The following is a 23,783-nucleotide window of genomic DNA, read 5'->3' on the forward strand; positions in this document are numbered from 1 at the left end:
GGCCCCCGGCCGCTTCGCCCCCGGCCCCGCCGGACGACGCCGAAGGGGCCGCCCGCACCACGGATGGCGGGCGGCCCCTTCGGGGCGTTCGACGACCGGGAGGGTCAGGAGGCCTTGGCCTTCTCCCCGGTCTTCTTCTGCTCGGCCGCCGCGGGCGCCGGCGCCGGCTTCGCGGCCTCGTAGAACTCCTCGCGCGGCGACTCGATCGCGCCGAGCGACACGACCTCGCGCTTGAGGAACATGGCGAGGGTCCAGTCGGCGAAGATGCGGATCTTGCGGTTCCAGGTCGGCATCGCCATACCGTGGTAGCCACGGTGCATGTACCAGGCGAGACGGCCCTTGAGCTTGATCTTCATCTTGCCGACGACGATCATCGCCACGCCCTTGTGCAGGCCGAGGCCCGCCACCGCGCCCTTGTTGGCGTGGCTGTACTCCTTCTGCGGGAAGCCCCGCATGCCGGAGATCACGTTGTCGCCGAGGACCTTGGCCTGGCGCAGCGCGTGCTGGGCGTTCGGCGGGCACCAGGCGTTCTCGTTGCCGGCCTTGCGGCCCACGAGGTCCGGGACCTGGGCGTTGTCGCCCGCGGACCAGATGTAGTCGGTGCCCTTGACCTGGAGCGTCGGCTCGGTGTCGACGTGACCGCGCGGGCCGAGCGGCAGGCCGAAGCGGGCCAGTGCCGGGTTCGGCTTGACGCCCGCGGTCCACACGATGGTGTTGGAGTCGACCTCGAGGCCGTTCTTCAGCACCACGTGGCCGTCGACGCAGGAGTCCATCGAGGTGGACAGGTAGACCTCGACGCCGCGGCTCTCGAGGTGCTCCTTGCCGTACTGGCCGAGCTTGGGACCGACCTCGGGGAGGATCTTGTCGGCGGCGTCGACCAGGATGAAGCGCATGTCCTCGCGGGACACGTTCCGGTAGTACTTGGCCGCGTCCCGGGCCATGTCCTCGACCTCACCGATGGTCTCCGCACCGGCGAAGCCACCGCCCACGAAGACGAAGGTGAGCGCCTTGCGCCGGATCTCCTCGTCCGTGGTGGAGTCGGCCTTGTCGAGCTGCTCGAGGACGTGGTTGCGCAGGCCGATGGCCTCCTCGATGCCCTTCATGCCGATGCCCTGCTCGGCGAGGCCGGGAATCGGGAAGGTGCGGGAGACCGCACCCATGGCGATCACCAGGTAGTCGAAGGGCAGCTCGTACGCCTCGCCGGTCAGCGGGGCGATCGTGGCGACCTTGCGGTCCTGGTCGATGGTGGTGACCCGGCCGGTGAGGACCTCCGCCTTGGGGAGCACGCGCCGCAGCGGGACGACGACGTGCCGGGGGGAGATGCTGCCGGCGGCGGCTTCGGGGAGGAAGGGCTGGTAGGTCATGTACGACCGGGGGTCGACGACGGTGACGGTCGCCTCTCCGTAACGCATCTTCTTCAGGATGCGCCGAGCTGCGTACAGGCCTACGTACCCACCGCCTACTACGAGGATCCTGGGACGCTCCGTGGTGCTCATGCCATCGAGTATCCACCCGTCTCAGGGGGGTGGATCGTGCGCCCCTTCACAAGCTTGAGCAGGGCCTGTGTTACACTCCCGCACTTTTGTGATCCACGCCATGACGGTCAACGGGAACTGGATCACCTCATGATCCGTTGTCAATGCCGCGCGAGCTGCTCTCTTGTCGATCGCGCGGGACACGAGGCCGGTTTCCGCCCTCTTCGAGCGGACGCCCGGAAGGGCGCTTACCACACCTTCTGAACACGTTCAAAGGGGCGTTGGGCCCCCGAAAGGGTCAATGCGGCCCTGTTTTTCGACCTCCCGGGGGCGATTCCTTGTGAAGAACTTCACGAACTTTCCCGGCCGCGCCCCGCCGAACCGCCCGGAACCACCCTCCGAACTGCCCGGAACGGCTCGTCGGACCCGCTCGTCCGCCGTCCCGGCCGCCCCGGTCGGGGGCTGTTCGCGGGCCACGGACCGGGCCGGCGACCGCGCCCGGCGGCACCTCTCCCGCGCACGTCGGCGCCGGGAGGTCCAGCGGCCCGCCGAGGCTCCACCGGCTCCGGACCGAAAGCCACCGGATCGCCCGTCGGATCGACGCCGCCGCCCTCGCCGCCGGGGCGGGCGACCCGCGACCGCAGCACTCCGCCGCCGCCCGCCGCCGTCTCCGGCGGACGGCTCCGCGTCCGCCGGTCAGCGCGGACCGGACACCAAGGACCAGGCGATGCCGTCGAGGATCGCGCGCGAAGGCGCCTCCTCGAAGGATGGCTCGTGTACACGCAGATGCGTACACTGGCGTCATGACCGAGAACACCGTGACCGTACGCGAAGCCCGCGCCCACCTCGCCGACCACATCAACCGGGCCGAGGAAGGCGTCCCGACCGTCATCACGCGCAATGGCGCTCCGGTGGCTGCCGTGGTGCCGATCTCGGACTTCGAAGCGCTGGAAGAAGCGGCCGACGTGATGCTGGCCCGTGAAGCCGAAGCGGTCCTGGCCGAGGGCGGGGCCACCGTGACGATGGCGGAGCTGCTGGCGGACCTGTTCACCGAGCGGGACGGCGAGGCGGCGTGAAGTACGCCTTCCGGTTCACCGCGGCGGCGCAGCGGCAACTGCGGGCCATCAGCCGCCCCGACGCCATGCGCATCCTGACCGCGCTGACCGCACTCGGTGACGACCCGTGCCGCCAGGATGCCGACGTCAAGAAGCTCACCGGCCCGTCGGGCCTCTACCGGCTCCGGGTCGGTGGCTACCGGGTCGCCTACCGGATCGACGACGGAGAACTCGTCGTCCTCGTGGTCAAGGTGGGCGACCGGCGGGACATCTACCGCAGTCTCTGACGCCCGCCGCCTGCCACCCCCTCAGCGCACCCGGCTCGCCGCGTGACGAGCGGTGCCGTCGAGGCTCGCACACGCGGGTCACTCAGCGGACGTGCAACTCCAGGCGATCCCGTCCAGGATGTCGTGCTCCGAGACCACGACCTCCCGCGCGCCGATCCGTTCCATGATCGCCAGGAGGACGAGGGCCCCGGCGCCGATCACGTCGACCCGGCCCGGGTGCATGGAGGGCACCGCCGCGCGCTCGGCGTGGGTGGCGCGCAGCAGCCGGTGGGTGATCTCGCGGACGCGGTCCTGGGAGATCCGGGAGTGGTGGATGGCCGCCGAGTCGTACGCGGGCAGGTCCTGCGCGATCGCCGACACGGTGGTGACCGAACCGGCCAGGCCCACCAGGGTGTGCGCCTCGCGCAGCGGGACCGTCTCCTCGGCGCGGTCGAGGGCGGCCTCGATGTCGGCGCGCATCGCCGCGATCTGCTCCTCGGTCGGCGGGTCCGTCACGGCCCCGTCCCGCACCAGGTGCCGCTCGGTCATCCGCACGCAGCCCACGTCGACGGAGCGGGCGGCGCGGACGTGGTCGTCCCCGACGACGAACTCGGTCGAGCCGCCGCCGATGTCCACGACCAGGAACGGGCGGCGCAGGTCCGCGCGCCCGGCCAGCTCCCTGGTGGCGCCGGTGAAGGAGAACTCGGCCTCCTGGTCGCCGGTGACGACCTCGGGCTCCACGCCCAGGATGTCCAGCACCCCGCGCACGAACACGTCGCGGTTCTCGGCGTCGCGGGAGGCGGAGGTGGCCACGAAGCGCACGCGTTCCGCGCCGTGCTCCTTGATGATCTCCGCGTAGGCGCGGCAGGCGGCGAAGGTGCGCTCCAGCGCCTCGGGCGCCAGCCGGCCCGTGCGGTCCACGTCCTGGCCGAGCCGCACGATCGTCATCCGCCGGTCCAGTTCGGTCAGCTCGCCGGTGACCGGATCGAGGTCGGCCACCAGGAGCCGGATGGAGTTCGTGCCGCAGTCGACGGCGGCGACCCGGGTCATCGCTCGTCCTCCTGCGCGGGGCCGTCCTCCGGCGGCGTCACGCACGGGCCCTTGCTCCACCACGGGGGCAGCATCGCCAGCGCCTCGTCGCCCAGCGGGTTGACCCCGGGGCCCGCGGCCAGCGAGTGGGCGACCAGGACGTGCAGGCACTTCACCCGGTCCGGCATGCCGCCGGCGCTCGGGAAGCCCTTCAGCTCCTCGATCTCGTCGCGGCGCCGGACGTAGTCCTCGTGCGCCGCGCGGTACGCGGCCGCCAGCTCCGGGTCGGTGCCCAGCCGCTCCGTCATCTCCTTCATCACGCCGTTCGCCTCCAGCGTCCCGATCGCCGAGGAGGCCCGGGGGCAGGTGAGGTAGTAGAGCGTCGGGAAGGGGGTGCCGTCGGGCAGCCTCGGCGCGGTCTCCACCACGTCCGGCTGCCCGCAGGGGCAGCGGTGCGCGATGGCCCGCAGCCCGCGCGGGGGCCGGCCGAGCTGCTGCTTGAAGGCCTCGACGTCCGCGGCCGTGGGCTCGGTGCGCGGGGTCGAGGGCGGGGGCGTGTCCATGACCTGTCTTTCTGCGTTGTCCGGGGCTTCCGGGGGCTTTCCGGGGGCCTGCGCGGGTGGGTTCACCGGGGGGCGGCGTCGGCCTTGTCGACCCCGTCCCAGACGTTGGAGTACCAGGGGCGGTCGGCCGCCCCGCGGTCGGTGCGCGACGACGCGGCCCGGCCCGGGTCGATCACGATGTAGCCGGTCTCGCCGGGCATGACGTAGTGCAGCCGCCGGCGGATCTCCTGCTCGGCGTAGGCGTCGTCCTGCCAGCGCGCCTTCATGTCGCGCAGCTGTTCGACGCGCCTGCGGGCCTCCTCCTGCTCCCGCTGGAGGTCGGCGATCTCGGCGCGCTGGGAGACGTACTGCCGCATGGGATAGGCGAGGGCCACGATCAGCGAGCAGACCACCAGGGCGAGCAGCGCCGCGCGGCCGGTCAGCCGGGAGCGGCGGGCCTGGCGTTTGGTCTGCGAGCGGTAGACCCGGGCCGCGGTCTGCTCACCGATCAGCCGGATCCTGGTCGCGGTGGAGAAACGGTCCCGGTCCTTCACGGCCATGTCCCCCGCCTCCCGTTCCCATGTCATACGCGCGTACGTCCCCGCACACGGTACGGGACCGGGTACGGGGACGTACGTACGACGCTCTTCCTACGGGTGAGGCGCTCAGCCCTTGAAGCGCGGGAAGGCGCTGCGACCGGCGTACACCGCGGCGTCGTCGAGGATCTCCTCGATGCGCAGCAGCTGGTTGTACTTGGCGACGCGCTCGGAGCGGGCCGGGGCGCCGGTCTTGATCTGGCCGCAGTTGGTGGCGACGGCCAGGTCGGCGATGGTGACGTCCTCGGTCTCGCCGGAGCGGTGGGACATCATGCACTTGAAGCCGTTGCGCTGGGCCAGCTCGACGGCGTCCAGGGTCTCGGTCAGCGAGCCGATCTGGTTGACCTTGACCAGCAGGGCGTTGGCGGCGTTCTCCTCGATGCCGCGGGCCAGACGCTCGGGGTTGGTGACGAACAGGTCGTCGCCGACGAGCTGGACCTTGTCGCCGAGCTTGGCGGTGATGGTCTTCCAGCCCTCCCAGTCGTCCTCGAACAGCGGGTCCTCGATGGAGACGAGCGGGTACGCCTCGACGAGCTCGGCGTAGTACTCGGTCATCTCGGCGGCGGAGCGCTCCTTGCCCTCGAAGACGTAGGAGCCGTCCTTGTAGAACTCGGAGGCGGCGACGTCGAGGGCGAGGGCGATCTGCTCGCCGGGGGTGTAGCCGGCCTCCCTGATCGCCTCGAGGATCAGGTCGAGGGCCTCGCGGTTGGAGCCGAGGTTCGGGGCGAAGCCGCCCTCGTCGCCGAGGCCGGTGGCCAGGCCCTTGCTCTTCAGGACCTTCTTGAGGGTGTGGTAGACCTCGGTGCCCCAGCGCAGGGCCTCGGAGAAGGTCTCCGCGCCGATCGGGGCGATCATGAACTCCTGGATGTCCACGTTGGAGTCGGCGTGCGAGCCGCCGTTCAGGATGTTCATCATCGGCACCGGCAGCAGGTGCGCGTTCGGGCCGCCCAGGTAGCGGAAGAGCGGCAGGTCGGAGGCCTCGGAGGCGGCGTGGGCGACGGCGAGCGAGACGCCGAGGATGGCGTTGGCGCCGAGCGAGCCCTTGTTGTCGGTGGCGTCCAGGTCGAACATCGCCTGGTCGATCAGGCGCTGCTCGGTGGCGTCGTAACCGACCAGCTCCGGGCCGATCTGCTCGATGACGGCCAGGACGGCCTTCTCGACACCCTTGCCGAGGTAACGGTTGGCATCGCCGTCACGGAGTTCGATGGCCTCGAAGGCGCCGGTGGAGGCGCCGGACGGGACGGCGGCACGACCCGTGCTGCCGTCGTCGAGGCCGACCTCGACCTCGACCGTGGGGTTGCCTCGGGAGTCCAGGATTTCCCGGGCTACGACGACGTCGATGGACGGCACGAGCATCTCCTTCATGGATGTGACGCGAGTGGGCAGGGCCGCGGTGGCTCTGCGAGACCGAGCCTAACCGGCTCCGGGCGATCGGCATCCGATCGCCCGTCCCGTGGACGGAACCGAGCTTAGATTGTTTCCGAACGGAACAAAGCACGTTCGGGGAACGTGACGGAAACCGTGACCTCGCGGACCCGTGAAAAACCCCGCCCCGGTGCGTACGGGGGAACACGCACCGGGGCGGGGAGCCCGTGGGGACGGGGAGGGGCCGGTGGCCGCCGCCCTTACTTCAGGTGCAGCTGCTGGCCCGGGTAGATGAGGTCGGCGTCCTCGACGATGTCGTCGTTGAGGTCGAACAGCTTGGCCCAGCCGCCCTTGACGCCGTGCTCCTCGGCGATCGAGCTGAGGGTGTCGCCCTTGACGACCTTGTACTCGCCGTCGCCCTTCTGGACCTTCTCACCGGTCGGGGTGGTGACGGTCTTCTTCGCCTCCGGGCGCTCGGTGGAGCGGGAGGCCTTCCGCTCGGTCTCACGGGTCTCGGCGGAACCGGCGCCCTGGGACTGGTTCTGACCCTGGCTCCGGTTCTGGCTCTGCCCCTGGCCCTGGTTCTGGCTCTGCCCCTGGCTCTGCGAGCCCTGCGAGGAGCCGCCGCCCTGGGACTGGGTGGAGCCGCCGCCGTAGGGGGCGCTCGACAGGTTCTTGCCGCAGACCGGCCAGGCACCCTTGCCCTGGCCCGCGAGGACCTTCTCGGCGATCTCGATCTGCTGGGCCTTGGTGGCCCGGTCGGCGGTGGCGGCGTACTTCGTGCCGCCGTACCCGGCCCAGGTGGAGGCGGAGAACTGCAGACCGCCGTAGTAACCGTTGCCGGTGTTGATGGACCAGTTGCCGCCGGACTCGCACTGGGCGACGGCGTCCCACTCGGAGGCGGTGGCGGCGGAGGCGTTGCCGGCCGCCATCAGCGGGGCGGCGACGGCCGCGCCGGTGACACCGGCGACGGCGATGGCGCGAGTGGCCTTGGACGGACGACGGTGCTTGCCCTTGCCGGAAAACAGCATGGATGATCCCCTCACCGACGCCTACGAGGTGAGCTGTCGGGTTCGGGCCGGTTGAGTTGCCCGGCCGCGCCCCTCACGGGACACGGCTTCACCCCGAGCCGGATCCGGCGTCAACTTCCGGATCCGGCGCCTACCTTGGGTCCCCCGCTCCTGCCTGTGGCGCATGACGCGACGACTGTTCCCGTACCGCCGCCGGCAGGATTCGGCGTGACGGCGATCGGGGCCCGCGGTGGCGAGCGGTCACGACCGTAAGCACGTGATCGACCGGATGACAAAGACGATCAGGACTTCTGAGATCTATCTCTCATCATCTTTAAAACGGACATTCAGCATGAAACGTGACGTCAACTAGCGCCGCCCGCCCGCCCCTTCGGGCGTCACTCCCCGCCCTGCCCGACTCCGACCTCGAGCTCCTGACCGGGCACGATGAGGTTCGGGTCGGCACCGATGGCCTGCTCGTTCTTCGCGTAGAGAGCGCGCCATCCCCCCTCGAGCTCAAGGGAGTCGGCGATGGACCAGAGGCTGTCGCCGGAGCGCACGGTGTAGGGGCCGCCGGCGGCGCCGCGGGAGGCGTCGGCGCCGCGCGAGGCGTGCCGGCCGGACGCCTCGTCCGCGCGACCCTCGGCCTCCTCGGCGCTGGCGCCGCGGTGACGGCCGGTGCCGGTGTCCTCGGTGAACGCCGAAGACCCCTCGGACTGTCCGGACTTGTCCGACTCGTCACGCTTCGGGGCGGTCGATGCGGAGGGGGACGCAGCGGCGTCCGGACCGGCGGACTCGCCCGGCACGCCGCCCCCGCCCCTCGCGTCCGCCGACGGGTCGGACGACGGGTCGGACGACGGCGAGGAGGAGGGGGAGGAGGGAGAGGCGGACGGCTCACCGGAGTCCGACGATCCGGACGAGTCCGGCGCATCGGACGCCCTCGGCGTGGAGTTCCCCGCCCCGCCCGTGTCGACCGGGGCGGAGCTCTGCTCCAGACCCGCCGTCAGTCCGCAGGTGCGCCACGCGCCGACCCCCCGGTCGGCGAGGATTCTCTCGGCCACGGCTATCTGCTGGCCGCGGCTGGCCTGGTCGGCGCTCGGCGCGTAGTCGAGTCCGCCGTACTTCTCCCAGTCGTCCTGCGTCAACTGCAGTCCGCCGTAGTAACCGTTGCCGGCGTTCTGGCTCCAGGAGCCACCGCTCTCGCACTCTGCGACCCGGTCCCAGGTCGCGCCGTCGGCCGCGCTGGCGCTGCCGGCTCCGAGGAGCGGGATCGCGATGGCGGAGCCGGTCACTCCGGCCGCGACGAGGAGTGCCGGAGCCTGGCGGGGGCGACGGTGCCGACCGTTCCCGGAAAGCATGCGGAGACCTTTCACACGACAGCAGTTACCGGCGCGGCGGACGGAGTCGAGGCGCCACGCTTGATGGGTGAACGTATCCGCAGACGATCACTTGTCACAAGTTCATGCCGCACAGATCACGTGAAGATCACAGAGATGAGCGCGTGTCATGTTTGCGCTGTTCCGCCCGGGGCGTGCGGAACCGGCGCGGAAACGGCGCCCCGGGCCCCTCCGGTCAGCCCCGCGGTGGGGTGAACTCCACCGGCAGGGTGCGCAGTCCGCGCATGATGAGCCCGCCGCGCCAGCGCAGCTCGGCGGGATCCACCGCGAGCCGGAGGTCCGGCAGGCGGGTCAGCAGGGTGGCGAGCGCGGTCTGGCCCTCCAGACGGGCCAGCGGCGCGCCCAGGCAGTAGTGGATGCCGTGTCCGTACCCCAGGTGCTGGTTGTCGCGCCGGCCGAGGTCGAGCACGTCCGGGTCGGCGAACCGGTCGGGGTCCCGGTCCGCGGCGGCCAGGACGACGAGGACCGGGTCGCCGGCCGCGATGCGCTGTCCGCCGATGGTGACCGGCTCGGTGGCGAACCGCCAGGTGGCGAGTTCCACCGGGCCGTCGTAGCGCAGCAGTTCCTCGACCCCCGTCTCCAGCAGTCCGCGCTCCCCCGCCGCCAGCGACCTCTGCAGGCGGTCGCGCTGCTCGGGGTGGGTGAGCAGGGCGTAGGTGCCGTTGCCGATGAGGTTGACGGTGGTCTCGAAGCCGGCGAACAGCAGGATGAACGCCATCGCGGCGGCCTCGTTCTCGGTGAGGTGCTCGCCGTGGTCGGAGGCGCGGATGAGACCGGAGATGAGGTCCTCGCCGGGAGCGGGTTCGGCGGGCAGGGCCGCGCGCTTGCGGTGGATGAGGTCGGCGAGGTAGCCGCGCATCTTCTTCACCGACCGGGCGACCCCGCCCCGCGGGCCGCCCTGGTGGCGGATCATCATGCCCGCCCAGTCGCGGAAGTCGTCCTGGTCCTCCCGGGGCACGCCGAGCAGGTCGCAGATGGCGTAGATGGGGAGAGGGAAGGCGAACTCGTGGATGAGGTCGGCGGAGCCGGTGGCCGCGAACCGGTCGATGAGCCCGTCGGTGAGCTGCTGCACCCGGGGCGCGAACTCGGCGACGCGGCGCGGTGTGAACGCCTTGCTGACCAGCCGGCGCAACCGGGTGTGGTCCGGCGGGTCGATGTTGAGCAGATGCGTCATCAGCTCCGCCTTGCGCTCACCGGGGATGCCGGTCCTGCCCTTGGCGTGCGCGGGCTCGTCGTGGTGCGCCGGGTTCTTGGAGAGCCGGTTGTCGGCGAGGGTCTGCCGGGCGTCGGCGTACCGGGTGACCAGCCAGGCCTCGACCCCGCTGGGCAGCCGCGTCCGGTGCACGGGCGCGTGCTCGCGCAGCCAGGCGTAGGCGGGGTACGGATCGCTCGCGAACTCCCAGGTGAAGAGTTCGGGCCGGTCGGGGGCGGTGCTGGGGAGCGGGGGCTGGTCGGTCACTCCTCGACGGTATCCGGGCCTTCGCGGGCCGTGCGCGCCGGTGCCGCACGGGCCCGGCGCCGCCGGCGCAGCGTCCGCGGCCCCTTGGTCATCGGCGTGCTGGGGACGCGGGCGTAGCCGCCCATCGCCGGGCGGGGAACGGCGAACCACCAGTCCCCCGCCATGCGAACACGACGCCGGGCACCGGGAGGCCGGGCGCGTGGAGGAGTGGAGGAACCGGGTCATGCCCCAGCGGTGCGGCACGCAGTCGACCGGCAGCCGGTCGCCGTGCGGCAGGAACGGCAGCGGGTCGCGGGGGACGCGCACGGGGAGACGGTCCTTCGGCCCGATGCGCGGGGCCTTCCCGGGACGGCCGGTCCGGGCGGCCGGGGTGCCCCGGACGGCGGTTCTCGGGAGGAGCCGGGCATGAGGGCCCCCGGGCAGCGGCGGCGTCAGCCGGCGGCTTCCTCGGCCCGGATGGCGTCCCGGTAGGCCCGGGCCGCCGCGCGCAGCGCCGCCTCCGGGTCGACGCCCTCCGCCTCGGCCCGCACCGCGAGGGCGAGCAGCTCGTAGCCGATGCCCTCCCCCCGGGGCAGGGGGACGTCCAGGCCCGCCGTGCGGACGCGGGAGGCGAGTTTGGCGGCGAGGGCCAGTCCCGGCTGGCCGAGGGGGACGCCCTCGGTGACCGAGGCGCGCCGCTTCTCGACCGCCTTGGTGCGCAGCCAGTGCTCCTTGACCTCCTCGGGGGTGGTCGCCGTCGCGTCGCCGAAGACGTGGGGGTGGCGGTGGACGAGCTTGGCGACGATGCCGCCGGCCACGTCGTCGACGGAGAAGGGCTCCTCGGGGTGCTCCTCGGCGATCCGGGCGTGGAAGACGACCTGGAGGAGGACGTCCCCCAGTTCCTCGCGCAGTTCGTCCCGGTCGCCCTCCTCGATGGCCTCGACCAGCTCGTACGCCTCCTCGATGCCGTACTTCGCCAGGCCCCGGTGGGTCTGGCGGGAGGACCAGGGGCACTCGGCGCGGATGCGGTCCATGACCTGCACCAGGTCGAGCAGCCGGGCGCCCGGCAGGTCGTAGGAGGCGGGCAGCAGCTCCAGCTCGGGCATCCGGACCCTGCCGGTCCCGGCCAGGCGCGCCAGCCCGTCGGTCAGGGCGGGCTCGCCCTCGCCGGTGGCCACGACCACCACCGTCCGCCCGCCGGCGCAGGCGTCCACCAGCTCCTGGGCGGTCGAGGACGCCTCCTCGACCGGTATCCCCGCCTCGCGCAGGTACGGCAGCTGCGGGTGCGCGCCGTCCGCGCACAGCACCCGGTCGGCCGCGTGCAGGGTCTGCCAGGCGGGCCAGGACAGCAGGCCGGGCGCCACCCGGTGGCTGGTGGTGAGCAGGACGATGCGGCCGGGGCCGGCCTCGGGACGGGGTGCGCGGCTGGTTGCGTTCACGCTCCGAAACTAACGCACGCCGCCGGCCGGCCCGGACGTCGTCCGCGGGGCGGCCGGCGGGCCGGTCGGGGCGTCACATGGGCTGCTGGACCCCCTCCGAGGTGACGTCCCGCAGCCACGGGGGCCCGGCGTCGACGCGGCTGCTCTTCTCGACGTCCCAGGTGCCGTAGCGCGGGTTGAGGTCGACGCCGAGGTCCTTGCCCGCCTCGGACAGCGCCGCCCAGAACTCGGGCCGGCCGGTCTCGGTGCCGAGCCGCTGGGCGAGCTTCTGGGCCTCGAGCTGGAGCCGGAGGTTCTCGTCGAGGCGCTGCGGCGGCACGCCGTACTGCTGGAGCCAGGCCGCCTCGAGCGCCTCGGCGCCACCGGCCTGCTCCTCCAGCCCGGACCGCATCTGCTGGATCTCCCTGGGGGTGACGGTCACCCCGGCGTCCCGCGCGGCGTGCTGCAGCACCCGGTCCAGGACCATGCCGTGCAGGGTGTCGCGGGTGAGGCTGCCGGTGCGGGCGATGGCCTGCGCGTACTGGGCCTCGTCCGGTACGGCCGCCCGCTGGGCCGCGCGGACCTCGCTGACCCGGTCCTCCAGCTGCGACACGGTGATCCGCTGGTCGCCGACGACGGCCGCCGCGCCCGGATGCGCATCGTTTCCGCAGGCGGTGAGCAGGGGCGCCGCCGCGGCGATCGCGGCGGTGAGCAGGAGCGCGGTGCGACGGCGGCGGTGCAAGGAAACCTCCCGAGGAGAGCTTGTGCGGCAGTGCACAAAGTCTTGCGATGATCGATGGTAGGCATCGGCCGAGCTCTGGCCAACCCATTCGACCAACGATTCACGGGGAGTTCCGGCACCGCCGCGCCCCGACGGCCGGGCATGGCGATGCAGTGAGCGGTGATGGGGTGACACGGCGGGCGCTGTCAGCGCACCTGCCCCAGCCACTGCAGCGTCCGCCGGATCTCGGCGGCCATCGGGTGCCCGGGGCCCTGGACGCGTTCCACGTCGTGCAGCAACCGGACCAGCGTGTCGTGCGCGGCGGCGCGGTCGCCGAGGGCGAGCAGGAGGTGGCCGATGCGGCGGCGGACGTCGTGGGCGAGCTGCGGGTCGCCGGCGGCCACGTACCGGTTCTCGTAGTACCCCAGCAGCGTCCGGTACTCGGCGAGCGCCGCCGCCGGTTCGCCGAGCTGCTCCAGGCACTGGGCGGCCTCGTAGCGGTAGCGCAGGGACTGCGGGTCGGCCTGGCCGGCCTCGGCGGCGCGCTCGTCGGCGAGGCGGCGCAGTTCGGGCAGCGCGCGCCGGTACTGGCCGTCGTCCAGGAGGGTGGCCGCGTACTGCTTGCGCAGGGTGCGCACCACCGGCGAGTGCTCGCCGTGCTGTTCGGCGGCGACGGGCAGGATCGCGCCGAGGATGTCGACGGCCTGGGTGATCCGGCCCTCGCCGAGCAGCCGCTTGACCTCGTCGACGGCGGTGGCGACGTCGGCCTTCTCCGCCACCGGCGCGGGCGGCGCGGCGGGGGCGGGCCGGGGCGCGGGCGTGCGCGCGCGGTCCGGCCAGGGCGCGTGCGGGCGCAGGAAGGGGCGGGTGGGGTCGAGGGGCGCCCCGGTGGGCGTGCCCCGCGCGGGCAGCAGCGGCGCCAGGTGCTCGTAGACCTCCTGCGCGGAGTCCGGGCGGTGCTGCGGGTCCTTGGCGAGCAGGCGCAGCACCAGCGTCTCCAGGGCCTCGGGGACCTCGGGGCGGATCCGGCGCACGGGCAGCGGCGGCTCGTACAGGTGCCGGTGCAGCACGCCGAGCGCCGTCGAGCCGGCGAACGGCACGTCGCCGCTGAGCAGCTCGTGCAGGAGCACGCCGAGCGCGTACAGGTCCGTGTACGGGCCGACCGCGCCGCCCATCGCCTGCTCGGGGGCCATGTAGGCGGGCGAGCCGATGGGCGAGCCGGTGTGCGTCAGGCGCGTGGTGTCGCTGTCCATGACGGAGGCGACCCCGAGGTCCAGCACGGTGACCGTGCCGTCCTGGTTCACCATCACGTTGCGCGGCTTGAGGTCGCGGTGGACGATCGGCACGGCGTGCACCGCGCTCAGCACGGCGCACAGCTGCGCGGCCACCGCCACGGCCCACTGCCACGGGTACGGGTCGTGTTCGGCGAGGTGGTCGCCGAGGTCGGCGCCGTCGACGTACTGCATGACGAGGAACAGCTCCTCGCCCGCGCTGCCCGCGTCGTGCACGGTGACCAGGCCCGGGTGGTCGACCTGTGCGGTCACCCGGCACTCGCGCACGAAGCGGCGGCGCAGCTCGTCGGCCTCCTGCCCGGCCACCTTGTCGGGGCGCAGCAGCTTCACCGCCACCCGCCGGTCCAGCCGCTGGTCGTAGGCCGTCCAGACCTGTCCCATGCCGCCCTGGCCGATGAGCGTGGACAGTTCGTAGCGGCCGGCGACGACACGTCCCGCCGTCACGGTCACCTTCCGGTCTCGTGGTCGCCGTGCTGCCCGTGCTGTCCGTCCTGACGGCGCAGGTAGTCGCTGAGTTCGTCGAGTTCCGCCCGCACCTGGTCGATCCGGGCGGGCGCGGGACGCTGCGCCGGCGGCACGGGGCCGGACGGCGCGGCGTCGTGGGGCGCGGGCGCGGGGTGCGGGACGGGCGGCCGGGGCGCCGGGGTGTGGGGCGCCTGCGGCTGTGGCCGCGCCTGCGGTTGCGGCGGCACGGCGGCGGACGCGTACGGCGACGGGGGCTGCTGCGGGTAGCCGTACGGGGCGGAGTAGCCCGAGGCGGGCGTCGTCGCGACGTGGGGCGGGAACGGCGCGGGGCCCGGGTGACGGCGCAGCTGCTGGTGGAAGCGGATGTCCACGGTCAGGAAGTACGCGCTGGAGGCGGCCCCGAGGAGCAGGACCACCGCCAGGGCCACGTCGGTCCGGGGGTCCGTCTCCGGCAGCGCGCCGATCACGGACAGGCACGCGATCGACAGCGGAATGCTCACCCAGGCCAGCGCCCAGTCGCCCACGCGCCCCCGCAGAACCGCGATCCGGAACAGCGGCACGCACGCCAGCAGGCCGCAGCACAGCACGCCGACGGCGGTGAACAGCACGCGCAGGGTGATGACCGTTGCCTCGCTGCGAGGGGGCGGCGCGCCGTGGCCGTACATGACTGCTCCTGGACCGCTGTAGCCGATGGGACGGGGCGCGAGTGTGCGTGTGGCAGTACTCGGCTGAAGTCCGAGCGTATAGGCCCCTGGGGACAACCGGTCCGGGTTGTACCGAACCGTTGTCGTACCGATCGCCCCGGCCGGGTCGTCCCGGCCGGGCGCCTCGTCTGGGCGCCTCGTCCGGGGGTCTCGGCCGGAGGTCTCGGCCGGGCGCGGGGGCTCAGTCGGGTGCGACCGTGCCGTCGGTCAGGCCGTCGTACATCCCGCGGACGAGCTGCTCGCCGAGCCGTCCCGCCCGCCTGAGCGCCCGTTCGAACGCGTCGAGGTCCCGGAAGCGCGCGCCGTAGCGGCGCTGTTCGTCCATGGGGAGCCGGGGCAGTTGGAGGCGCCGTACGTCGAGCCGTGTGGCGGTGGACGCGTAGCTGCTGGCCTGGCGGTGGTTGGCGGTGCCGCGCAGGAACCCGGCGAGGAACCACGGGTCGAGCGCCGCCGGATCGGGCCGCAGCAGCACGAGGTTGCGGCCGAGCACGGCCCCGGCGGTCGCCCGGTCGACCACCCGGGCGACCGAGCCCCCGCCGAGCACGGGGACGACGACGTCCCCGGGCGCGGTGAGCACCGCCTCCTCGTCGCTCTCCGGAAGCGTCCCGGAGGGGTCGGTGCCGGAGAGGACGTCGTGGTCGGTGAGCACGGGCAGGCGCGCGTGCCCGCCGTTTCCGCCCGTGCGCATCACCAGGGCGCCGGTGCGCGCGAGTTCGCCGACGGTGGTGAGCGGCCGGCGGCCGGGGGCGGCGGACCGCGCGGGGTCCACGGGCGGCGGGGTGAGCTCGGCGGTCAGCCGCAGGGTCTCGCCGAGCCGCTCGTGCACGTCGGCGAGCCGGCCGGCGCCGTCCGCCGCGGTCAGGGGCGGCAGATGGCGGGCCGGGGCGAGGTCGACGTCGTCGTCCAGGAGCTCGACGACGGGCACGGAGCGGGCGAGGCCCGGGCGTTCGTCGAGGCGGCCGTCCCGGTCGTGGGCGCGCCAGGCGTCGAGGACCGCCTCTCGCACCCCCTGCCAGTCGGGCCCGCCGCGCCCCTCGCCGGCGAACCGCCCCGCGTCGGCGAGCAGTACCTCCGGGTGGGTGGGCGCCTGTTCGGGACGGCGCAGCACCCACAGGTGCAGCGGGATGTTGTACGGGGGCGCCGCGCCGGCCGGCAGCGCGACGACGGCGCGCAGTGCGCCCCGGCGCAGCAGGTCGGCCCGGATACGGCGGCCGGAGCGGCGGGACGCGGCGGCGGGCGGCATCAGCAGCACGGCGGTGCCGCCGTCCCTCACCCGGGCGAGCGCGTGCTGCACCCAGGCCAGTTCGGACTCGGTGCGGGCCGGGAAGCCGTACTCCCAGCGCGGGTCGTAGGCGAGTTCGTCGTGCCCCCAGTTGCGCTCGTTGAACGGCGGGTGGCACAGGACGGCGTCGGCCCGCAGCTCCGGGTGGGCGTCGGCGCGCAGGGTGTCGCCGGCGGCGGCGTGCACGGGGGCGCGGGTGTGCAGGGCGAGGCGGAGCGCGGCGAGCGCGGCGAGTTCGGGGGAGCTTTCCTGCGCGTACAGCCGCTGGCCGGGGCGGGGGGTGACGGCGCGCAGCAGGGCGCCGGTGCCGCAGGCCGGGTCGAGGACGGTGCGGGCGGGGCCGGCGAGGTCGGCCATGAGACCGGCGAGGTCGGCGGGGGTGAGCGTGTACTGGCGCGGATGGGCGTCGAGGTGCCGGCCGAGCAGGAACTCGAAGGTCTGCCGGGCGCCCAGGTCGGCGGCGAGTTCGGCGACGCCGCGCAGGAGGGGTACGGAGGGGAGCAGCCGGGGCGCGGCGGGGGGCCGGACGGCGGCGGCGCGGGGCTCCGGGGCGGCGGTGGGTGCGGTGTGACGGCCGTGCGGGGTGCTGTGAACCGCCGAGGGGGTGTTCACAGCACCCGAGGGGTTCACACGCGCGTCGCCCGTCCCGTCGTCCGGCCGGGGCGGGAGCACCTGCTCCAGTGCCTCGGGCAGCAGCGCGGCCAGCCGCTCGTCGGAGCCGGAACTCACCTCCAGCCAGACGGGGGAGCGCTCGTGGATCAGCAGCAGGACGCAGCCGGCGTGGGTGAGGGCGGTGACCGGCCCGTCGGGGTGGCCGGCGAGCTGCTGCCAGACGCGTTCCCGCAGGGGGACCTCGGCGAGCTTGCGGTGCAGGCGCAGCCAGTGCTCGACCTCGGCGAGGGCGAACGAGGGGCTGGCCTCGGTGCCGCCGACCGGCTTGGGGAAGTCGGCGTGCCGGCGGCGCCAGTTGCTGACGGCGGCGCGGCCGACCCCGGCCAGCCGCGCGATCCCCGCGGCGGTCACTTCTGTCGCGCTGTCCCGCTTCTCCGGCACCCCGCCCTACTTCCTTCTGGCTTCCCACTGGTCCGTCTGTGGCGTCGAGCATACCGACGTGCGCAAGATCCAAGGCTTCACGCGCGTGTACACGCATCACCCTGTGAACCGTGTTGACTCGATTCACACTCTCTGCTCTCATTGACCCAGCGAACGAGTGATCGCCGCGGGGCGGTCGCCCTGTCCGGGAGGGGACACAGCCATGGGCATGAAGAGCAAGATCGCGCTGGGCGCGGTCGTCGGGATCGTCGTCATCGGCGCCGTGTCGGCGAACTCCGGTGACACCGGCGGGGGATCCGGCGACAAGGGCTCCTCGGCGGCCGCGGAGCAGCAGTCCGGCGGCACGAAGCGGGACGGCGCGTCCGACGCGAAGCCCGCCGACGACAAGGGCGCCGACGACAAGGGCGCCGAGAAGGCCTCCCAGGCCGAGCGGTTCAAGGCGTTCGTGCAGAAGAACGGCACGGCCTCGGAGAAGGAGGCCGTCTCGCACGTCACCAAGGTCCAGGGCGCCGACGAGCAGAACGACATCCTCGACACCGCCGACGTCTACACCGACTTCACCGGCGGCCTCACGGGCGAGGGCACGGGCCCCGCCAAGCTCATCGCCTCCGCGTTCGCCGACTGGAAGCAGAGCGAGAACGGCCTGGTCACCGTCTACGACGCCGACGGCGAACTGCTCGGCAACGGCAAGTTCTGACCGGCCCCCCGTTCATCCACCGAAGAACACCGAGGTAACCCATCATGCGCCGCACCGCACTCGCCGCCCTCTGCCTGGCCGCCGTGGCCACCGCCGGTCTCACCGGCTGCGCCGGCGAGGACAGGGCGAACAGCACATCGAGCGACTCGGCCGGGCAGAGCGCGGCGGAGGACCGGAAGAACTCCCGGAAGCCGCAGGAGGAACCCTTCGCCGGACTGACCGGCGGCGAGATCGCGGACCGGGCCCGCGAGGCCACGACCGGTGCCCCGTCCCTGCGGATGAAGGGCGACGTCCCCGACGAGGAGAGCGGCGGCACCCTCCACCTCGACATGGCCCTGAACAAGCAGGGCGAGTGCGCCGGCACGCTGGGCAAGGACGGCGAGGGCGAGGCCGAACTGATCAAGACCGGCGACACCCTCTACATGAAGTACGACGAGGCGTTCCTGCGCGCCCAGGGCGAGGGCGGGCCCGAGGCGGACGCGGCCGTGGCCCTGCTGGCCGGGAAGTGGACCAAGATGTCCCTGAAGAGCGCGGACGCCGAGGAGATGGCGGGCTTCTGCGACCTCGACCAGGTGCTCGGGGACCTGGAGGAGGGCCGGTCGGAGGCGACCCGGGGGAAGACGACGACCGTCGACGGCACGCCCGCGATCACGCTGGAGGAGCGGGAGGGCGAGGACCGCTTCACCCTCTACGTCGCCACGGAGGGCGAACCGTATCTGCTGCGGGTCGACAGCACCTCCGCGGCGGACCCCGGTTCGCTCACCTTCACCGACTACGGCGAGCCGGTCCCGGCCCGCACGCCCACCGGCCACGTCCTGGACCTGGACTCCCTGGGCTGATCCGCCCCCGGTGGACGGCATGCGGCCGAACGGGCCGCGGGAGGACGGGCTCCCGCGGCCCGGCCGCCGCTCAGCCGCCGCACTGCTCCAGCATCATGCGCTTGTCGGCCGGCGTCACCGGCATCTCGTACTTGACGGCGACCTGGGCGAAGCGGACCGCGTACGCGCACCGCACGGACCTGTTCGGCGGGAGCCAGGTCGCCGGACCGGAGTCCCCCTTGGCCGAGTTGGCGGGGCCGTCGACCGGGAGCAGGTTGAGGGTGTCGTTCGCCAGCTGCTTCCGCTTGGCCTCGGCCCAGCGGGAGGCGCCCATCTGCCAGCTGTAGGAGAGCGGCACGACGTGGTCGATCTGCACCGCGGCGGCCTCCTGCTTGCGCCACTCGACGGTCTTGCCGGTGTAGGGGTCGGCCAGGGTCATGGCGACGACCACGCAGTTGGAGCCGGAGCGGAAGCGGAGGTCCCGGCCGTCGCGCTGGAGCACGTCGTTGCGGGTGTCGCAGCCGTTGCGGGCCAGCGGGACGCCGTCGGCCGTGTCCATCCACGCGTACCCGAACTCGTCCCGGTCGTAGCCCGTCTTCGGCCCGCGCCCCTTCGTCCGCACCGTCTCGATGAGTTCGCGCGCCTCGGCCCGGTCGTCCTCGCCCGTCACGGCCGCCAGGCCCGGCTTCGTCCCGTCCGGGTTGTCCAGCGGGCTGACGGCCCGCCCGTCCGCGGCCGCGCTCTCGCCGCCGGCCGGGGACCCCTCGCCCTGGATCCCCTCGCAGCCGGCGAGCAGCACGACGGCCGCGGCGCACACCGCCGGTCCGGTGCGCCGCATCCTCCGGCCCCGCTCCCTGTACCCCGCCACGCCGTCCTCCCTCGCTCCCCTGTTCCCTGCCCCGTACGGACCGCGCGATGCCCGGCGGTGCCCGGTCCACCGTAACGAGCGAGAGGTCCAGACCACACGGGGATCAAACGGGCGTTCCTCGCAGGTCGCGCGTATCGTCGGTTCTGAGTCACCTTCCGAAGGAGCTCTGCATGGGTATCTTCGACAAGCTCAAGAGCAACAGGATGGCGCGTGACAAGGCCAAGCAGGCCTCGGACACCGCGGAACGGAAGGCCAACGAGAGGACCGGCGGCAAGTACGAGGACCAGGTCGACACCGCGCAGCAGCAGGCCGAGCGGCGCCTCGGCATGGACCGCGACCGCCCCGACCAGCCGTAGGCCCCGCGTCGGCCCGAGGGCCGCGCGGAACCACTTCCACCGCGGAACACTTCCACCGCGGAAGCCGTCCGCGGGTTCCTCCCGTGGACGGCTTCGCACGCCGTGCCGCGCCGGTGCGCGGCGCCGCCTACGACCCCAGGACCGACGTCAGGAACTCCCCGACCCAGCCGAGCAGTTCGCGTCCGACCAGCGGCTTGCCGCCCACCTTCGCGGTCTTGGGGCGCGGCACCAGCACCTGGTGGGCGGCCGGCTTGACGACCGAGCCGGGGTAGAGGCGCTTGAGGCGCAGCTCCTGGGACTCGCGCAACTCCACCGGGGCGAAGCGGACGTTGTTGCCCTGCAGGACGACCTCGCCGACGCCGCACGCCCGGGCGAGCATCCGCAGACCCGCCACCAGCAGCAGGTTCTCCACCGGCTCGGGCAACTTGCCGTAGCGGTCGGCGAGTTCCTCGCGCACGGCCTTGACGTCCTCCTCCGTGTTGGCGGAGGCGATCGACCGGTACGCCTGGAGGCGGAGCCGTTCGCCGGGCGCGTAGTCGTGCGGGACGTGCGCGTCGACGGGCAGTTCGATCTTGACCTCGAGCGGCGGCTCCTCCTCGATCCCGCCGGTCTCCAGCTGCCGCCGGTAGTCCGCGACCGCCTCGCCCACCATCCGCACGTACAGGTCGAAGCCGACGCCCGCGATGTGGCCGGACTGCTCGCCGCCCAGGAGGTTCCCGGCGCCGCGGATCTCCAGGTCCTTCATCGCCACGTACATGCCCGCGCCCATCTCCGTGTGCTGGGCGATGGTCGCGAGCCGTTCGTGCGCGGTCTCGGTCAGCGGCTTCTCCGGCGGGTACAGGAAGTAGGCGTAGCCGCGCTCCCGCCCTCGTCCCACCCGGCCGCGCAGCTGGTGCAGCTGGGACAGGCCGAAGGTGTCGCCGCGTTCCACGATCAGGGTGTTGGCGTTGGAGATGTCGATGCCGGACTCGACGATCGTCGTCGACACCAGCACGTCGAACTTCTTCTCCCAGAAGTCGACGACGACCTGCTCCAGCGCCGACTCCGACATCTGGCCGTGGGCGGTGGCGATGCGCGCCTCGGGCACGATGTCGCGCAGCCGGGCCGCCGCGCGGTCGATCGACTCCACGCGGTTGTGGATGTAGAAGACCTGGCCCTCGCGCAGCAGTTCGCGGCGGATGGCGGCGCCGATCTGCTTCTCCTCGTAGGGGCCGACGAAGGTGAGCACCGGGTGGCGCTCCTCCGGCGGGGTGGTGATCGTCGACATCTCGCGGATGCCGGTGACCGCCATCTCCAGGGTGCGCGGGATCGGGGTGGCGGACATGGTGAGCACGTCGACGTTGGCGCGCAGCTTCTTCAGCTGCTCCTTGTGCTCGACGCCGAAGCGCTGCTCCTCGTCGACGATGACCAGACCCAGGTCCTTGAACTTGGTCTCCGAGGAGAACAGCCGGTGGGTGCCGATGACGACGTCCACCGAGCCTTCCCGCAGCCCCTCCAGGACCGCCTTGGCCTCGGTGTCGGTCTGGAAGCGGGACAGCGCCCGCACGGTGACCGGGAACTGCGCGTACCGGTCGCCGAACGTGCCGAAGTGCTGCTGCACCAGCAGCGTCGTGGGGACCAGGACGGCGACCTGCTTGCCGTCCTGGACGGCCTTGAAGGCGGCCCGCACCGCGATCTCGGTCTTGCCGTAGCCGACGTCGCCGCAGATCAGACGGTCCATGGGGACCGACTTCTCCATGTCCTCCTTGACCTCGGCGATGGTGGTGAGCTGGTCGGGCGTCTCCGCGTAGGGGAAGGCGTCCTCCAGCTCGCGCTGCCAGGGGGTGTCGGCGCCGAAGGCGTGGCCGGGCGCCGCCATCCGCGCGCTGTACAGCTTGATCAGGTCGGCGGCGATCTCCTTGACGGCCTTCTTCGCCCGCGCCTTGGTCTTGGTCCAGTCGGCGCCGCCCAGGCGGTGCAGGGTGGGGGCCTCGCCGCCGACGTACTTGGTGATCTGCTCCAGCTGGTCGGTGGGGATGTAGAGGCGGTCGCCGGGCTGGCCGCGCTTGGCGGGGGCGTACTCCACCACCAGGTACTCGCGGGTCGCGCCCTGCACGGTGCGCTGCACCATCTCGATGTAGCGGCCCACGCCGTGCTGCTCGTGGACGATGTGGTCGCCCGCCTCCAGGGTGAGCGGGTCGATGGTCTTGCGGCGCCGGGCCGGCATCCGGGCGCCCTCGCGGCCGGCCGCCTTCTGCCCGGTCAGGTCGGTCTCGGTGAGCACGGCGAGCCTGAGCACCGGATCGACGAAACCGTGGTCGATGCAGCCGCAGGCGACGTGCACGACGGACGGGGTGATCTCGCCGAGGTCGCCCGTCCTCCCGCCGTCGGCGGCCAGGCGGGCCGCGATGCCCTCGCCGCCCAGCACCTCCACCGTGCGCGAGGCCGGGCCGTGGCCCTCGGTGACGAACACCGTGCGCCAGCCGTCGGCGAGCCAGCCCTTGGTGTCGGCGAGGGCCCTGGCGGTGTCCCCGCGGTAGGTCTCGGGGGCGTGCATGCCGAGCTTGAGGGTGTCCGCGTCCAGTTCCTCGTCGGCGGCGAACGGCGACACCGACCACCACATCATGCCCAGCTCGCGGGCCCGCTCCCGGACGTCCGCGAGGGACCACAGGGAGGCCGCGCCGACGTCGATGGGCGCCTGGTCCGCGCCGGACATCGCGGTGGCCGCCCAGGACGCCTGCAGGAACTCCTGGCTCGTCGCCACCAGGTCGGCGGCCCGCGTCCGCACCCGCTCCGGGTCGCAGACGAGGGCCATGGCGCCCTCGGGCAGCACGTCGAGCAGCAGCTCCATCTCGTCCACCAGGACCGGTGCGAGGGACTCCATGCCCTCCACGGCGATCCCCTCGGCGATCCTGCCGAGCAGGTCGCCGAGCTCGGGGTGCTCCTCGGCGAGGGCACGCGCACGGGCGCGGACGTCCTCGGTGAGCAGCAGCTCGCGGCACGGCGGCGCCCACAGGCCGTGCTCGGCGACCTCCAGGGACCGCTGGTCGGCGACCTTGAAGTAGCGGATCTCCTCGACGTCGTCGCCCCAGAACTCGATGCGCAGCGGGTGTTCCTCGGTGGGCGGGAACACGTCGAGGATGCCGCCGCGCACCGCGAACTCGCCGCGCTTCTCGACCAGCTCCACCCGCGCGTACGCGGCGGCGGCGAGCGCCTCGACGACCTCCTCCAGGTCGGCGCTCTGCCCGGTCCGCAAGGAGACGGGCTCCAGGTCGCCCAGCCCCTTGACCTGCGGCTGGAGCACGGAACGCACGGGCGCCACGACGACGGAGACCGGGCCGGTCTCCGGGTCGTCCAAGCGGGGGTGGGCCAGGCGGCGCAGCACGGCCAGACGGCGGCCGACGGTGTCGCTGCGGGGGCTGAGCCGCTCGTGCGGCAGCGTCTCCCAGGACGGGTACTCCACGACCCCCTCCGGCGGGAGCAGGGAGCGCAGCGCCGCGGCCAGGTCCTCCGCCTCGCGTCCCGTCGCCGTCACCGCCAGGACGGGGCGGCCCGTCTCCCGGGCCAGGGCGGCGACCGCGAAGGGGCGGGCCGCGGGCGGGCCGACCAGGTCGACGTGCATGCGGTGGCCGTCGGAAGCCGCCGAGATCGCTTCCGCGAGGGCGGTGTCCTTGACGACGGCGTCGAGCAGACCGTGCAGGCTCATTCGGGGCGCTTTCCGTCCGGGGGTGTGCAACACGACGGGCCCGACGCGCACTGCGGGCCGGGGGTGTCCAGCGTACGACGCCGCGCCACCGGGGAACGGGCCCGTGCACCGCGCCCGGCCCGCGGACGGCGCCGCCACGGCCCCGTACCGGGGCCACCCGTGCGGGTACCCGGGCGGACGCGGACGTACCCGGCGCCGGGAGCCCTCCTGGGCTTCCGGCGCCGGGCGCTCCCCCGCACCCCCCGTGTGCG

General features: G+C 73.2%; 21 protein-coding genes and 1 riboswitch. Of the genes, 5 read left to right on the plus strand and 16 right to left on the minus strand.

All coding sequences use genetic code 11. The features are described 5' to 3' along the window. Positions 1-104 precede the first annotated feature (104 nt). On the minus strand, positions 105-1,496 hold the full coding sequence (locus CP969_RS16590; protein ID WP_050793793.1) for an NAD(P)/FAD-dependent oxidoreductase: 1,392 nt from the start codon (positions 1,494-1,496) through the stop codon (positions 105-107). A 782-nt stretch (positions 1,497-2,278) separates the two neighbouring features. Between CP969_RS16590 and CP969_RS16595 the strand changes: the two genes are divergently transcribed. Next, a complete protein-coding gene (locus tag CP969_RS16595; protein ID WP_016825933.1) occupies positions 2,279-2,551 on the plus strand; it encodes a type II toxin-antitoxin system Phd/YefM family antitoxin in 273 nt (90 codons plus the stop codon). Then, the gene (locus CP969_RS16600) at positions 2,548-2,817 is read left to right on the plus strand and encodes a type II toxin-antitoxin system RelE family toxin (protein ID WP_004987120.1); all 270 of its coding nucleotides are present in this window, start codon (positions 2,548-2,550) and stop codon (positions 2,815-2,817) included. The genes CP969_RS16595 and CP969_RS16600 overlap by 4 nt, the downstream gene beginning before the upstream one ends. 78 nt (positions 2,818-2,895) lie before the next feature. Here the strand turns inward: CP969_RS16600 and CP969_RS16605 are convergent, their stop codons facing one another. The 13 genes from CP969_RS16605 to CP969_RS16660 all read right to left on the minus strand — a co-directional run bounded on the left by CP969_RS16605 (position 2,896) and on the right by CP969_RS16660 (position 17,108). Continuing rightward, positions 2,896-3,846, minus strand: a complete 951-nt coding sequence (locus tag CP969_RS16605) for a Ppx/GppA phosphatase family protein (RefSeq protein ID WP_004987119.1) — start codon at positions 3,844-3,846, stop codon at positions 2,896-2,898. Beyond that, positions 3,843-4,388 carry a DUF501 domain-containing protein gene (locus CP969_RS16610; RefSeq protein ID WP_016825932.1) on the minus strand — a complete coding sequence of 182 codons (546 nt, stop codon included), beginning with the start codon at positions 4,386-4,388 and terminating at the stop codon, positions 3,843-3,845. The genes CP969_RS16605 and CP969_RS16610 overlap by 4 nt, the downstream gene beginning before the upstream one ends. A 62-nt stretch (positions 4,389-4,450) precedes the next feature. Beyond that, the gene (locus CP969_RS16615; RefSeq protein WP_016825931.1) at positions 4,451-4,927 is read right to left on the minus strand and encodes an FtsB family cell division protein; all 477 of its coding nucleotides are present in this window, start codon (positions 4,925-4,927) and stop codon (positions 4,451-4,453) included. Between the two features lie 105 nt (positions 4,928-5,032). After that, a complete protein-coding gene (gene eno / locus CP969_RS16620; protein WP_004987102.1) occupies positions 5,033-6,313 on the minus strand; it encodes a phosphopyruvate hydratase in 1,281 nt (426 codons plus the stop codon). 275 nt (positions 6,314-6,588) lie between these two features. Continuing rightward, positions 6,589-7,359 carry a LysM peptidoglycan-binding domain-containing protein gene (locus CP969_RS16625; RefSeq protein WP_016825929.1) on the minus strand — a complete coding sequence of 257 codons (771 nt, stop codon included), beginning with the start codon at positions 7,357-7,359 and terminating at the stop codon, positions 6,589-6,591. 3 nt (positions 7,360-7,362) lie between these two features. Further along, a riboswitch (cyclic di-AMP (ydaO/yuaA leader) is annotated at positions 7,363-7,531 on the minus strand. A gap of 205 nt (positions 7,532-7,736) precedes the next feature. Then, a complete protein-coding gene (locus CP969_RS16630) occupies positions 7,737-8,696 on the minus strand; it encodes a LysM peptidoglycan-binding domain-containing protein (protein WP_016825928.1) in 960 nt (319 codons plus the stop codon). Between the two features lie 214 nt (positions 8,697-8,910). Then, entirely contained in the window at positions 8,911-10,194 is a 1,284-nt protein-coding gene (locus CP969_RS16635) for a cytochrome P450 family protein (protein ID WP_016825927.1), read from the minus strand. Then, entirely contained in the window at positions 10,191-10,358 is a 168-nt protein-coding gene (locus CP969_RS33245; protein WP_171817496.1) for a hypothetical protein, read from the minus strand. Before CP969_RS33245 ends, CP969_RS16635 begins: the two co-directional genes overlap by 4 nt. Before the next feature lie 267 nt (positions 10,359-10,625). Further along, entirely contained in the window at positions 10,626-11,612 is a 987-nt protein-coding gene (locus CP969_RS16640; RefSeq protein WP_004987090.1) for a nucleoside triphosphate pyrophosphohydrolase, read from the minus strand. Positions 11,613-11,685: 73 nt separating this feature from the next. Further along, on the minus strand, positions 11,686-12,333 hold the full coding sequence (locus tag CP969_RS16645) for a SurA N-terminal domain-containing protein (protein WP_004987088.1): 648 nt from the start codon (positions 12,331-12,333) through the stop codon (positions 11,686-11,688). A 185-nt stretch (positions 12,334-12,518) separates the two neighbouring features. Beyond that, the gene (locus CP969_RS16650) at positions 12,519-14,012 is read right to left on the minus strand and encodes a serine/threonine-protein kinase (RefSeq protein WP_258311333.1); all 1,494 of its coding nucleotides are present in this window, start codon (positions 14,010-14,012) and stop codon (positions 12,519-12,521) included. A gap of 38 nt (positions 14,013-14,050) precedes the next feature. Next, a complete protein-coding gene (locus tag CP969_RS16655; protein WP_016825926.1) occupies positions 14,051-14,734 on the minus strand; it encodes a hypothetical protein in 684 nt (227 codons plus the stop codon). A gap of 220 nt (positions 14,735-14,954) precedes the next feature. Continuing rightward, a complete protein-coding gene (locus CP969_RS16660; protein ID WP_016825925.1) occupies positions 14,955-17,108 on the minus strand; it encodes an N-6 DNA methylase in 2,154 nt (717 codons plus the stop codon). Between the two features lie 202 nt (positions 17,109-17,310). Here CP969_RS16660 and CP969_RS16665 point away from each other — a divergent pair, with 202 nt between their 5' ends. Together CP969_RS16665 and CP969_RS16670 are read left to right on the plus strand one after the other, a co-directional pair. Beyond that, on the plus strand, positions 17,311-17,805 hold the full coding sequence (locus CP969_RS16665) for a hypothetical protein (protein ID WP_016825924.1): 495 nt from the start codon (positions 17,311-17,313) through the stop codon (positions 17,803-17,805). Positions 17,806-17,849: 44 nt separating this feature from the next. Further along, the gene (locus CP969_RS16670; RefSeq protein WP_016825923.1) at positions 17,850-18,644 is read left to right on the plus strand and encodes a hypothetical protein; all 795 of its coding nucleotides are present in this window, start codon (positions 17,850-17,852) and stop codon (positions 18,642-18,644) included. 70 nt (positions 18,645-18,714) lie between these two features. On the opposite strand, the gene CP969_RS16675 is transcribed toward CP969_RS16670, so the two are convergent. Beyond that, positions 18,715-19,461, minus strand: coding sequence for an HNH endonuclease family protein (locus CP969_RS16675; protein WP_016825922.1), 747 nt, complete (start codon positions 19,459-19,461; stop codon positions 18,715-18,717). 200 nt (positions 19,462-19,661) lie between these two features. On the opposite strand from CP969_RS16675, the gene CP969_RS16680 reads away from it, so the two are divergent. Further along, entirely contained in the window at positions 19,662-19,847 is a 186-nt protein-coding gene (locus CP969_RS16680) for an antitoxin (protein WP_004987063.1), read from the plus strand. Between the two features lie 127 nt (positions 19,848-19,974). Here CP969_RS16680 and mfd read toward each other — a convergent pair whose 3' ends face one another. Next, positions 19,975-23,532, minus strand: coding sequence for a transcription-repair coupling factor (mfd, locus tag CP969_RS16685; RefSeq protein WP_016825921.1), 3,558 nt, complete (start codon positions 23,530-23,532; stop codon positions 19,975-19,977). Positions 23,533-23,783: the final 251 nt, after the last annotated feature.

Source organism: Streptomyces viridosporus T7A, assembly GCF_008704515.1.
Taxonomy (GTDB): Bacteria; Actinomycetota; Actinomycetes; order Streptomycetales; family Streptomycetaceae; genus Streptomyces; species Streptomyces viridosporus.